The sequence below is a fragment of the Candidatus Accumulibacter contiguus genome (assembly GCF_012940005.1).
GTDB classification, from domain to species: Bacteria; Pseudomonadota; Gammaproteobacteria; order Burkholderiales; family Rhodocyclaceae; genus Accumulibacter; species Accumulibacter contiguus.
Genome location: NZ_SPMX01000025.1, coordinates 61,679 through 75,117 on the forward strand (window position 1 = coordinate 61,679; position 13,439 = coordinate 75,117).

The window sequence follows — 13,439 nt, forward strand, 5'->3', positions numbered from 1 at the left end:
ATGTTGATTTGCTTGCTCGGCAAGAACGATCGCGGTCGCTCTGCTCTCATAGAGTTGGATAAAGCATATATCGTACCAGCTTAAACAGAAATTTCATTCTCGCGTAAAATCAGCGCCATGCAATCGATCGACCGGGTCTGCGCGAAACCCTTGGGGGTGCAACAAAACGCCATCAGAAACCCGCTGCCGGGCTGGCAAGACAGTCATCTCCACTTTAATTCAGATACTTGATGGAAAATGCAGGAGGCTGCCGGAGAATGCGGTGTTACACCATGACCCCAGCTAAACACCGTACCCGATACAAGATGAGCGAGCCATTCGACACCGCAGCCATGCGGGCCGCTGAGGGCGAAGGGGGGCACCCGATGAATGATGGAAAAATCCCGTTCGTGCTGAACCGGTCGAAAGCCGATCGCTCACTGGTCACAGGTGTAACGTTCCTGCATTGCGACAGATTCCGCTGGCCGACCGTAACTGGCTGTTATGTATGGGTAATACCAATTGTCAGCAGATCGGATGGCGGCGCATCGTCCGATTTGTTGCACCCGTAAAAGTTTTAGTGGCGCCTCTGGCTGCGCGCCTAGCGACTTGATCTTTGGTGAATATTGATGGCGGCAGAGGGCTGGCATGGCTTGTGCTTGAACTGCGGTAACGGATATTCCGATCACCGTTTTCATATGCAAGTGGCTTGCTCAGTGGGAATTGGATGCTCCTGGCCAGGTCACCCCAATTCTCAGGAGCTTGTCATATGGCTATTGAAACCGAACTGAATCTCTCCCTAACGCCCGGAGTGGCCAGCAGGCTGGCCAAGCATCCGCTGCTGACCGCCGCCAAACCGATTCGCCAACGCGTCGTCAATACCTATTACGACACCGCAGACCAACGCTTGCGGCGCGAGCGGGTGATCGTTCGCCATGGCAGACAGGGGGCGACCTCACTGTCGTCGATTCGGCGGGAGGCCCCGCCGCAGGACAGGCAGGCGGGACATGACGAGTGGGAATTGGTGGGTGCGCCCGGAGAAATCGATTTCTCGCAGGTCAAGGACGGTACGCTGCGTCATCTGCTCGAATCCGTGCGCGCAGAACTGCGGCCGGCATTTATCGCCAGTTTCACGCGCAGCGCCTGGCTGCTGGCACCGCGCGAAGACGTACGCATCGAACTGGCACTCGATCGCGGCTGGATCGAGGCCGAAGGACGGCGCCAGGCAATCTGCGAGATCCGGCTAGAGTTGTTGTCGGGAGGTGTCGCTGACCTGTTTTCCACCGCCAGCGAACTGCAGGCCGATCTTTCCCTGCACCCGGAAGCCGCCAGCAAGCTCCTGCGTGGCTACCGGATTCTGGCAGCGGAACAATGGCCGGTGGTCAAGGCGCTTCCCATCGAGATCAACACCGGGATGTCGGCGATTGCCGCATTCCGGACGATCGGGCTGGCCTGCCTCAAACACCTGCAGAGCAATGAGCAGGGACTGCGGGAAAGCGACAATCCCGAGTTTGTCCATCAGGCTCGCGTCGCGATCCGCCGTCTGCGTTCGGCGATTCGGGTCTGGAAGCCACTGCTCCCGCAGGACTTCGTGAGCAGCTTCGACCCGCTCTGGCAGGCTCTGGCCAGGCAACTCGGCGAAACGCGAAACTGGGATGTGTTTCTTGCCGAGACCTTGCCATCGATCGTTGCTGCTTTCCCTCTCCCGGAAGGCGTCGCGATCGCTCGCCTGTCGAACTACGCGCAGCGTCGCTGCGCCATCAATCGCCAGGCAGCGCGCAGCGCACTCAAAACGGATGATTACTCGCGGCTGTTGCTCGAATTCACTGCCGCCATTCTGGCGCTTCCCGAGGGCGAAGCGCGCCCACTCGAAGCCTTTGTGCCGCGCTGCCTCGACAAGCGCGCCAAACAGGTCAGGCAACTCGCGGCACAGGCACTGTGCGGCGACGCGACGGCCCGCCATCGTCTGCGTGTGGCCTACAAGCGACTGCGCTACGCGATCGAATTTTTCGCGTCACTCTTCCCCGGCGAACGGCTGCGCAACTACCACCTGTCGGCCAGCGGCCTGCAGGAAATGCTCGGCCGACTCAACGATCTGGCTGTGGCCAGCGAACTGATCCATGAAGCGCTGCCCGGTGAGCAGGGGGAGGGCATACGCTGCTGGCTCGAAGGGCAAACTGAACAGCTATTGCCCGAACTGGGCCGCCTGCTGGACGATTTTCACCAGCAGGCGGCACCGTGGAGGACGCCGGCTGCTTGAATCCCGTGCAACTTTTGTGGATCGCGTCAATGACTCACGAATCGCCCCTCACCTGCAAGCAGGAGAGGGGGCATCGGTTGAAGACGGATTTGCCCACCGGAGAAGATTCGAGGATTCCGGGCTCCTCCGGACGCTATCCGTAAGGAGCCGCGGAATCTTGTGCTGCGGCAGCGTTCAGACCAGCTTGACGACGATGTTGTTCAGCGCGCGCGCTGCATCAGAGACGCGGTCAGCGGCATTGGAGAGGTGGCGATAGGTTTCGCGGCGCTTGAACATATTCAGATAGTCATCACCCTGGAAGAGCGCGGTAATCGCTCGCCGATACGATTTTTCAACCGTGCGTTCGGCTTTCCTGGCGGCGTTGGCATCGACGCCGGCACCGGCCGGATCAGTCGCCAGACGCCCAAAACCTTTGGCCAGCGCGTCGGCACCTTCGCGGATGTGCAGCGCCATTTCGAGGCTGTGCTTGTCGGGTTGCAGACCCAGCATGTCCATTTCGACGACCGTCGATTTGCAGTAGTTGACGATGTCGTCGAGCGTCGTGATCGCGCGGAACAGGTCTTCGCGATCGACCGGCGTCGAGAAAGCATCGCTCAAGACGCTGAGGTTGACGGCCTTGATGCGGTCGGCTTCGTGCTCGTCGTCACGGACCTTCTGGCTGATGGCCGTATCGCCGGTTTCCATGAATTCGACGAGCAGGCGAGTCGTTTCGGCAGCGTTCGCGCTTTGCTCGGCAAGCATGCCAAAGAAATCGGCAACGGTCGGGAATACCCGCTCATACAGACGGCGGAAAATGGGCTTGTTCTCTTCGGTTTGGCTTTGATTTTCGTCCATGGTTCATCTCCTCAGTTAGTGTGGCCAAGAATGATCCTGGCAATGGCGTAGCAGACAATGGAAGTGAGTGCCGAAGCAGGGATGGTGATCACCCAGGTCTTGGCGATGTCAACCGCCTTTTTCCAGCGCACGGCACGCGGGTGCTCGGAATAGCCGATACCCATGATCGAGGTGGCGACCACGTGCGTGGTCGATACCGGTGCACCCAGATACGAAGCGGTCAGAATCAGGAAGCCCGAGGTGAGTTGCGACGAAAACGCGTGCAGTGGGCGGACCCGATAAATCGCAAAACCGAGCGTGCGCACGATGCGCCAGCCGCCGGACAGGATGCCGAGGGTGATCGCCGTGGCGCAGGCCAGGATCACCCAGAAAGGCACCTCGAACTTCGGGATGAAGCCCCCGAGCAGCAGCACCAGCGTCAGCATGCCCATGCTCTTCTGCGCGTCGTTGGCACCGTGCGAGAACGCGAGACACGCAGCAGTGACGAACTGCAGCTTCCTCAGGGTCTGATTGGCGGTCGGCCTGGCGCTGGCCATGACCTTCCGGCCGAGGCGGAAAATCAGAAAACCTACGCAGAAACCCAGCACCGGCGAGAGGAACAACGAGACCAGCACCTTCATCACGCCGAGCAGCTTGCCTTCGTGCATCAGCGGCGACCAGCCCCAGATCACGTATTCCGAGCCGACGGCGGCGACCACCGCGCCGGCGAGTCCACCGACCAGCGCATGCGACGACGATGAGGGAATGCCGAACCACCAGGTCGCGAGATTCCAGACGATGGCGCCAAGCAGACCGCAGAACAGAATCAATACCGCCAGATGGGCGTCCACGGTCGACAAGTCGACGAACTTGCCGATAGTGTTGGCCACCGCCGTTCCACCGAGCAGGGGTCCGAGAAACTCGAAAACCCCGACGACGACGACCGCCTGCGCCGGCGTCATTGCCCGCGATGCGATGATCGTCGCGACGATGTTCGCAGCATCATGAAAGCCGTTGGTGTAATCGAAGAACAACACGATTGCCACGGTCGCCACGGCCAGCCAATATAGAGATTCCATACGCCCCCTTTCTGGTAAAGGCCCTCGCGGCCCTCTTCTTGTAAAAAGTGCGCGGATTATTCACGAAAATCAGAAATTGTACACATTCTGTTGGCGTCGGCAGCGTAGCCAGGGTGCCTTGGGGATGAATCGTGCGTCAGGAGGATCGGCGGCAAATCGCAAGTGGCCGCGGCATGCTGCGCGGCGGGCAAAGCGCCCGAGTGGAATGCGTAGCCGGAGATACAGACGGGGAAAGGGCCTTGCGGCCGATTCCCCGTGCTTGCTTACCCGACTGCGCGGGAAGGAAGTTTCAGCAGAGCTTGACGACGATGTCCAGCAGTGTGCTGTTGCAGACGTTCAGGCGGTCTGCTGCACCCAGCAGTTGATTGTAGATTTCCTTGCGGCGGAAGATGTGGTGAAAATCGTTGTCGTTGAACAACTCGGCGAGGGCGCGCCGGTGGGTGCGGGTCAATTTCCGGACCGCCTGGTCGGATTTGTCCGCGTCGGCGCGGCCCAGTTTGGGATCGCTGCCCAGACGGCCATAGCCTGCAGCCACCGCCTCGGCCCCTTCCTTGAGGTACACGGCCATTTCCAGGCAGTATTTGTCGGCCTTCAAGGCCAGGACATTCGTGTCCATCTCGGCAACGACGGTCTTGCAGCTATTGATGATTTCATCGAGGTTGATGATCGCCCGGTGCAGGTCCTCGCGGTCGATCGGTGTCGAGAACGCTTCGTTGAGCAGCGTCAGATTGCGAATCTTGAGGCGATCTCCCTCGTGTTCGGCATCGATCACCCTTTTGGCGACTTCCGGCGTGCCGGAGCCCATGTATTCGACCAGCAGACCGGCGCTAAGGCCGACCTGCGCGCTTTGCTCGGCCAGCAGGGCGAAGAAATTCGGTACTCTGGGAAAGACCCGATGCAGGATGCGGCGAGTGAAGGAGGGTGATGCAGTACTTGCGTTCGACATGATTAGACCTTTCCGAGAAAGAGATTGACAAGAGCGAATGTCTGAATGGCAACCAGTGCCGAGCCGGGGATGGTGATGACCCAGGTAATGGCGATGTCCTTGGCCTTCTTCCAGCGCACGGCTTTCGGCCGCTCCGAGGAACCGATGCCCATGATCGAGGTGCCGACGACGTGGGTGGTCGAGACCGGCGCACCGATCGCCGACGCGGTCAGGATCACCAGGGCCGAGGTCAGTTGTGAGCTGAGCGCGTGGATCGGGCGAACGCGGTAAATCGCGAAACCAAGGGTGCGGACGATCCGCCAGCCGCCAGAGAGAATCCCCAGGGTAATCGCGATGGCGCAGGCCAGCATGACCCAGAAGGGTACTTCAAAGGTTGGAATGAAACCTCCCAGCAGCAACGCCAGCGTCAGCATGCCCATGCTTTTCTGCGCGTCGTTGGCGCCGTGCGAAAAAGCGAGACCGGCGGCGGTGACGAACTGTGCATAACGCAGGCCGGTATTGGCTGAAGGCTTGGCGGCGAACAGGAGGATGTTCATCAGTCGCAGGATCAGGAAACCGACCCAGAAACCGAGCAGCGGTGACACGATCAGGCTGGCCAGCACCTTGACGATGCCGGTCACCTGCCCGTGCATCAATTGCGAGAAACCCCAGACGACATTGTCCACGCCGGCGGAAACGACGACCGCGCCGATCAGCCCGCCGACCAGTGCGTGCGAAGAGGACGACGGGATGCCGAAATACCAGGTGGCGAGATTCCAGACGATGGCGCCAACCAGACCGCTGATCAGGATGGCCAGCGAAAGAACGGCCTGCACGTCACCGAGGGTGACGAACTTGCCGATGGTGTTGGCGACCGCCGTTCCACCCAGCAGAGGCCCGAGGAACTCGAAAGTGCCGACGATGATCACTGCCTGCACGGGGGTCATCGCGCGCGACGCGATGATCGTCGCCACGATGTTGGCAGCGTCATGAAAGCCGTTGGTATAGTCGAAAAAGAGGACGATGGCTACAGTCAGAATCGTCAGAATCAGTAATGTGCTCATGAAGCGGCCCTGTGGTGGTGGTCGTGGGTTGATGCGCGGCGGTCAGACATCCGGGTGTGCAACGTGCGCTGTAGTGGGATCCGACTGGTGAGGTGTCTGTATGCGTGTTCGCGTGCGATTGATTCCCCTTGCATGAATGAAGTGCTTCTGTGATCACCGAGAAGCAGCCGTGGTCGCGCCCAGTGAGCGCTCATCCTGCTGTCGTAAGCATTATTCATGCCAAAACGGACCTGTTCTGACCAGAATCCAGAAAAACAGAGGCTTGCTGGATGCTTTCGGTCCTGTCCCGGGATCTCTTGGGGGTGTAACAAAACGCACCGAGAATTCCGTGAAGGTTCTTTTTAGGAACATTAAACGATTGATTACAATCGATTAATTACACTTCAACAGGCATTGTCAAAATGTCGAGACGTAACACCCAGGAAGGAAGAACGAAACGACACCCGGCCGAGTCAGCCGCAGGCTGCTGGAGTCCATGTGAAAATCGCGTCAGCGACTCACGAATCCTGCCCTGAGCCTTGTCGAAGGGCTTCCTCTCTCGCAAGCGGAAGAGCGCCGGGGGAAAGGAACAGCTTTCGCCGCTTCAGGATTCGGGTGGCAGTGCTCGCCGTGCCAGGCGTCGGTTGAGCGCCGGTCGGGATAGCCCGAGTAGCGTCGCGGCGACGCCCTGATTGCCCTTGGCGCGTTTGAGCGCTTCCCGGACCATCGCCTCTTCCACTTCGTCGAGGGTGGGAAAGCGTCCCGGAATCAGGATCGGCAGGCCATCGGACGGATCCGCCACGGCATCGTCGGCGCCCGTCTTCTGCTGTTTCTGGATCGCCTGTCGGAAGCTGTCCATGGCCAGCACCGCACCACCACGATGCAAGGCCATGGCATTGAATACCATCGCCCGTAATTCGCGCACGTTGCCGGGAAAGTGATAGTTGGCAAGCAGGGTCAGGAGTTCGTTCGATGGCTCCGGGGCTGGCTTGTGGATGGCCGCCGCAGCCTCGTCGAGAAAGTGCTGCAGCAACAGCGGGATGTCTTCCTTGTGCTGGCGCAGCGGCGGCACCTCGACCTGGTGCACCGACAGGCGGAAATAGAGATCCGAACGAAAGTGATTCTGGCGCATCATCTGCGCCAGTTTGCAGTTGGTCGCACAGACGACGCGTGCGTCACTGGGGCGGGCCACATCCGATCCCAGCGGGAAGTACATGTGCTCCTGCAACAGACGCAACAGTTTGACCTGCGAAGCCATCGACAGATCGCCGATCTCGTCGAGGAACAGCGTGCCACCGGCAGCCTGGGCGATCAGCCCGGCACGTGACTGGTCGGCGCCGGTGAAAGCGCCTTTCTTGTGACCGAACAGGGTATCCGAAAAGAGCGTGTCGTCGAGGCCGGCGACATTGACCTGCACGAACTGCCCGCTCAGGCCGCTGAGTTTGTGCAAGGCCTGCGCGAACATCTCCTTGCCGGCACCCGTCTCGCCGGAGATCAGCACCGGCTCGGCAGAAACGGCAACTGCTTCGAGGTACTGAAAGAGCGACCGCATCTTGCGGCTGTTGGTGATGATGCCGGCAAAGGCCTCGTTGTTCTGCAGGCAGTCCGACAGGAGGTAACGCTTCAGCACCCCCATCTGCCGCCGCAGCGAGTGCACTTCGAGGGCATGGCGGACGCTCGCCACCAGACGACTTTCCTCGACCGGTTTGACGAGGTAGTCGAACGCCCCTTCCTTCATGCTGCGCACGGCGGTTTCGACATCCTGAGCAGCGGTCATGACGATCACCGGCACTTCCGGGTAGAGGTGGACGATGTCCGGCAGCAGCTTGGTACCACTGATATGCGGCATCATCAGGTCGAGCAGCACGGCGCTTGCCGGCTGCTGCCCGAGCATCGACAGCAGTTCCCGGCTGTCGCTGACCATCTGGATGTTGGCGACGCCGGCGCTGTGCAGCACGGCTGCGCTGGCGTGCAGAACCGACTCCTCGTCATCGACGAGAAAAACGGGCAGACTGGCAAATGACTTTTCCTTCATTCACTCCTCCGTGCTGACCGGCAGGTCGATGCTGACCGTGGTGCCAGGATTGTGGTTGGCTTCGAAACGCAGTATGCCGCCGTGTTTTTCGACGATCGACGACGAAATCGACAGGCCCAGTCCGGTACCGCCGCTTTCGGCCTTGGTGGTGAAGAAGGGCTCGCCGATCTGCGCCATCACCTCTTCGGCGATGCCTTTTCCCTGATCCTCGACCTGGATGATCACCCGATTTCCGGCATGATCCGCCCGTGCCGAAACCTTGACCGAGCGGCTGCGATCGGGCAAGGATTCAAGGGCGTTGACGATCACATTGATGAACACCTGCTCGAGTTGCTGCACATTGCCTCTGACCGTCGGCAGCGCTGCCGGCAAGTCCAGCGTAAAGGCATCGGTATGCTTGCGGATACGGGTATCGAGCAGGGTCACCACGGCAGGGAGGATTTTCCCGATGTCGGCGAGTTCGTTCATGTGCCCGCGATCCTGTTTGCCGAGGTGCTTCAGGTTGTCGACGATCTTCTGAATCCGTTTGGCGTTCTCGCCAATGTCGCGCATACCGCGCGAGATGGTCTGTCGCGCCTGCTCGAAACTCAAGCCGGCGAGCAGGAAGCTGCCCTGCTCCTGTTCATACTCGTTGAGGATCGGCAAGGCATCCTGCCAGATGCGGGCCAATAGCGGAGCATTCGCCAGAATGGCATGATTGGGATTGTTGATTTCATGGGCGATACCTGCCGAGAGCACTCCGAGGGAAGCCAGACGCGCGCTGCGGATGGCCTGCCACTGCAGCTTGCGGTTCTCGGTAATGTCGGTAATCACCACCATTGCCGCCATCACCGTAGTCGCTACAGTCGCCGAGCTGATCGGCACCATGCGGATTTCCCACCAGGTGGCGTCACTGGAGTTGTACTGGAAATGCTCGATGCGTCCGCTCGCAAAAACCTGCTGCAGTTTCTGCAGGTAGCCCTCCCGGACCTCCGGCGGCAGGATCAGCTCCGATCGTTTCTCGCCGGCACCGCCGACCGGATACGGCAATGGCCGATTGGTGAGCAGGATCCTGGCCTCGCCATCGACCGTAAAGATCAGGTCGGGCGAATGATTGAACAACGTGCGCAACTTCGCTTCCGAGTCACGTAGCGCATCCTCGGCCAGCTTGTGCTCGGTAATGTCTTCGAGAAAGCCGACGATGCGGCTCAGCGGGCTGCCCGCTTCGCGTACCGGGAAGCCACAGACCCGCAACCAGCGCAGGTCCCGCTCTCCACGCAAGACGGGCAGAACGACGGTAAAACGCCCACCTTCGGCCTGCAACTGGCCGATCGCCTCGACCAGCGTGCGCCGAGCGTCGGCTTCGAAGACGTCGAGCAGCAGCGATGGCGCCGCACCATCGAGGCTATCGAGCATCGCCTCACGACCCGCGAGCTGTCTGAAAGCCGGGCCGATATACTCGAGCCGCGTCACATCGGCATTGGTCGCCCAGAATACAACATCGACGGTTTCGGCCAACTGGCGAAACAGCTCCTCGCGTTCGTAGATGGTCAGCGTCAACTGGATGCGATTCTCCAGTTCACGACGGCTGCGCACCAGGTAGAAAGCGAGTAGCGCGGTGAACAGGAAGCCACCGACGAGAACCGACCAGTGCGCCTCGGTGAATGCCTCGGCACTACGAAAGGTATGGGTGGCGACGCAGATGATCGACCAGCTACGGTCGCCGACGGGAATCCCGACCACCATGCTTGGCTGGTCCTCGTCGTACGCCGGCATCAGACCACTCGCCTTGACTGCCGCACGCGGCTCCAGGCGGCTGGCATAAAAATGCAGGAACTGCGCGTCTCCACCAGCCGAGTCGTCACGTACCAGCACCTCGACACCACGCGGCTCGAGGAGGTTGATCGCGACATGCACGAGTTCCTCGATGTCGTAGACGCCCACCACGAATCCGAGCGGATCGGCCTGCTTGCGAGCAAAGGGTAGGGCACCAGGATGACGGGAGTGGCCTGGCGCATAGACCGGCAGGGCAGCGTAGATCACCCGTACCGTTTCCCTGCCCGGCCGCACGAGGTCGATGCGACCGCTGACCGCGATGTTGCCGCTTTCCCTTGCCCGCTGCAGCAATGCCGCAAGTTCAGGCGTCGTGTTCAGATCGACCCCCTGGGCAGCCGCAGGTTCGCTACGGGCAGCGGCAAGAAGCACTGGCACGCGCTGCGGCCCGGCGATCGCCAGATCATCGGCATTCGCCGTGGCGGAGCTTGCCGGCGGCGTGCCTGGTGCTGATCCTGGCAGCGCCTGCTGTGGCGAGTGCAGCAGCGGTGCCCACAGCAGGCTATGGATATAGGGGCGGCGTTTAAGGATGGAATCGGTGAATACCAGGAACTCCTGCTCGTCGATTCCCTGCGCAGCATAGAACAGTCCGCGAATCTCCAGCAACGCGTCCAGCCCCTGGTCGACCACCGAGCGCACGGCCTGAATGCGGTCGCCGGCCGCCCACTGGAATTCCTTGAGATGGCTGGTCTGCAACTCCTGGCGGACATTCCACGATGACAGGCAGGTCATCAGGATGCCACCAATCGCCACGGCATAGGTAGCGGCATATCTTCGCAAGTTGTCGAACATCGGCGGCGATCAACGGGTCACTGTAGAGGGCGGTGCGGGAGCAAGCCTCCGCTTCGCCACGAGGCTCGCGAGCTTAGCAGAAAGCACCGCCGACAAGAACAAAGAGTCCAGGCGCGCGCATCAAGCTGGCCAGGTCTTCGCCGGCAGATCGGCAAAACTGGCCATGAAGCGACGGTCGATCCAGTCTTTCCAGCGCCATACCCAGGCACCTTGCGCAGACGCCGCGCCGCGCGAGGCGATCGCGTAGCGGTCCCCGGTGCTGATCAGTGCAAGCCAGTGGCGTTGCGGTCGGTAGGCGAGCAAGGGCTGCTGCAGAAGCGAACGGCGCAGATTCTCGGCGAGCGGCCGACCCTGGCGAACCGCGAAGACGCCGGCCTTCTCGAGCGGGTGATCGATCATCGCCGCGCAATCGCCGGCCGCAAAGATCAGCGGATCGCTGAGCGTCTGCAAGGTGTCGGCAACCTGGATGAAACCGCCGCTGTCGAGCGCCAGCCCGGTGTCCCGCAGCCAGGCGGCGGCGCCGGCTTGCGTCACCCAGAACACTTCGTCGGTCGCCAGCGTCTCGCCGCTGCGGGTGCTGATCTGCCCGCGCGACACCGAACCGACTTCGGCCGCGCGATGCACGACAACGCCCCGCTCGGCCAGGACTGCCTCGAAACGCTGCCGCACGCGGGCATTGTGGGTGCGCAGGATGTCGTGATCGGCGGACAGGAGATGAAAGTGCAGATCGTCGGGGTCGCGCCCGCGCAGCTGGAGTTCACGGCGCAGGCGATACTGCATCGCCAGGGTCAGTTCGACGCCGCCGGCGCCAGCGCCGACGACAGCGATGGTGCTTGGCCCCGGTTGTCGGCAAACCCGCTCCAGCATGGCCAGCCAGCGCTCGTTGAAACGCCGGATCGGCTTGACCGGGATGGCGTACTCGTCGGCGCCGGCGACACGGTCCATGGCTGGCGCGGAGCCGATGTTGATCGACAGGCGGTCATAGCCAAGCGGTGGGTGATTGCGGCACAACACCCGGCGGTTTTCCCGATCGATGCCGATCACCTCGTCTTGGTAATAGCGGGCGCCGGCAAACGCGGCCAGACGACGCAGGTCGATATGCACCTCTTCGTAGCGGTAGTGGCCGGCGACATAGCCCGGCAACATTCCGGAATAGGGCGTGTGCGTATCGGTACAGATCACCGTCAGGCGCAAGCCGGGCAGCCCCTGCATGCCGAATCGCTTGAGCACCCCGACATGGCTATGCCCGCCGCCGACCAGCACCATGTCTCCGAGATCCGCCTGTCCGCTGCTCTGCATGCCGAAAATCCGTCCTCGATCAATCCACCGTACAAACGCAGCCCGCTCGTTCACAGCGCAGGTCGCGTCAGCGACGCACGAATTGTATCCCGCCGGCGCCGAGAATCTCTGGAACCAGCCTCTCGTCTGCTGGGCTCGACAGGCGGACGGCCGGGGTCGTCGATCGCCAGCGAGTTACAATGGCGCTTGTTCCGACCGCCATGCCAGGGTGCAAGCCTCGACCGTATCAGGAATATCGGGTCATGAGTACCAATACACGTCGCATCGTTTTTTTCCTTGTCATTGCTGTTCTCGCCATTCTCTCGGGACTCTATGCCTGGCAGCAATCCAGGCCGGCGGCGTTGCCCGCAGGTTTCGTGGCCGGAAACGGGCGCATCGAGTCCACCGAAATCGACATCGCGACCAGGTCTGCCGGGCGTGTCAAGGAGATCCTGTGCAGGGAAGGCGACTTTGTCGAGGCAGGGCAGATCGTCGCCCGCATGGACACGCAGACGCTGGAAGCTGAACTCCATCAGTTGCAGGCGAAGGTGAAGCAGGCAGAGAGTGCAAGTTCCGCATCAATCGCCTCGCAAAAGCTCGATGCCAAGGCCGGTGCGATCGCGCTGGTCGAACAAAGACGTCAGGCAAAAACCACTGCTCTGGCTGCAGTTGCCCAGTCCGAGAGTGAAGTCGCCTTTGCCGAGAGCGAGTTGCAGCGCTCCGAAGAACTGGTGGCCAAGGGTTTCATTACCGCCCAGCGGCTGCAAGGCGACAAGACCAAACTGGAGATCGCCAGGGCCAGCCTGGACGCAGCCCGATCGAAAGTGGCCGAAGCACAGGCAGCGATCGCCGCCGCTCAATCGCCAGCGCTGGAGACACAGCCGGCGATTGCAGCTTACGAATCGCAGGTGAGCGAGTCCGAGTCATCGATCGAAGCGGCCATCGCGGCCACAGAGAAAATCAAGGCCGACATGGCCGATGCCACCCTCAGGTCGCCACGCGCTGGCCGGGTCCAGTACCGAACGGCAGAGCCGGGAGAAGTGCTGCCTGCTGGCGGAAAACTGCTGACCATCGTCGACTTGAGCGATGTCGGTATGACTTTCTTCCTGCCCGAGAGCGTCGCCGGCAAGCTGGCGATTGGCTCCGAGGTCAGACTGGTTCTCGATGCCGTGCCGCAATATGTGATCCCCGCGAAGGTGTCGTTTGTCGACAGCACGGCGCAATTCACCCCCAAGGCGGTCGAGACCACGAGCGAGCGTCGGAAGTTGGTGTTCCGGAGCAAGGCGCAGATTGATCCCGAACTGCTCCGGAAATACCGGACGCAGGTCAAGACCGGGCTCCCTGGAGTGGCCTACGTTCGTCTCGAAGCCACGCTACCCTGGCCACAGGATTTGCAGGTGAAGTTGCCGCAATGAGCGTAGCG

General features: G+C 61.3%; 8 protein-coding genes and 1 pseudogene. 2 read left to right on the plus strand and 7 right to left on the minus strand.

Going from position 1 to position 13,439, the window contains the following annotated elements; translation table 11 throughout:
• Positions 1–748 precede the first annotated feature (748 nt).
• The gene (locus E4Q08_RS10460) at positions 749–2,239 is read left to right on the plus strand and encodes a CYTH and CHAD domain-containing protein (RefSeq protein ID WP_169070342.1); all 1,491 of its coding nucleotides are present in this window, start codon (positions 749–751) and stop codon (positions 2,237–2,239) included.
• Between the two features lie 174 nt (positions 2,240–2,413).
• Here E4Q08_RS10460 and E4Q08_RS10465 read toward each other — a convergent pair whose 3' ends face one another.
• The 7 genes and pseudogenes from E4Q08_RS10465 to E4Q08_RS10495 form a co-directional block, all read right to left on the minus strand.
• Positions 2,414–3,073: a DUF47 domain-containing protein gene (locus E4Q08_RS10465; RefSeq protein WP_169070343.1), complete on the minus strand. Its 660-nt coding sequence runs from the start codon at positions 3,071–3,073 to the stop codon at positions 2,414–2,416.
• A gap of 11 nt (positions 3,074–3,084) precedes the next feature.
• Positions 3,085–4,131 (minus strand): inorganic phosphate transporter, encoded by a 1,047-nt coding sequence (locus E4Q08_RS10470; RefSeq protein ID WP_169070344.1) that lies wholly within the window; start codon positions 4,129–4,131, stop codon positions 3,085–3,087.
• A 289-nt stretch (positions 4,132–4,420) separates the two neighbouring features.
• Complete coding sequence (locus E4Q08_RS10475; protein WP_169070345.1) at positions 4,421–5,077, minus strand: DUF47 domain-containing protein; 657 nt, start codon at positions 5,075–5,077, stop codon at positions 4,421–4,423.
• Between the two features lie 2 nt (positions 5,078–5,079).
• Positions 5,080–6,120: an inorganic phosphate transporter gene (locus E4Q08_RS10480; protein ID WP_169070346.1), complete on the minus strand. Its 1,041-nt coding sequence runs from the start codon at positions 6,118–6,120 to the stop codon at positions 5,080–5,082.
• A gap of 583 nt (positions 6,121–6,703) precedes the next feature.
• Positions 6,704–8,134 carry a sigma-54-dependent transcriptional regulator gene (locus E4Q08_RS10485; RefSeq protein ID WP_169070347.1) on the minus strand — a complete coding sequence of 477 codons (1,431 nt, stop codon included), beginning with the start codon at positions 8,132–8,134 and terminating at the stop codon, positions 6,704–6,706.
• Positions 8,135–10,738 (minus strand): ATP-binding protein, encoded by a 2,604-nt coding sequence (locus E4Q08_RS10490; protein ID WP_169070348.1) that lies wholly within the window; start codon positions 10,736–10,738, stop codon positions 8,135–8,137. It abuts the gene before it with no gap.
• A 141-nt stretch (positions 10,739–10,879) separates the two neighbouring features.
• Positions 10,880–12,037 (minus strand): annotated as a pseudogene (locus tag E4Q08_RS10495) (slr1591 family oxidoreductase); the annotation flags it as partial.
• A gap of 242 nt (positions 12,038–12,279) precedes the next feature.
• Between E4Q08_RS10495 and E4Q08_RS10500 the strand changes: the two are divergent.
• Complete coding sequence (locus E4Q08_RS10500) at positions 12,280–13,431, plus strand: HlyD family secretion protein (protein ID WP_169070350.1); 1,152 nt, start codon at positions 12,280–12,282, stop codon at positions 13,429–13,431.
• The last annotated feature ends 8 nt before the right edge of the window (positions 13,432–13,439 follow it).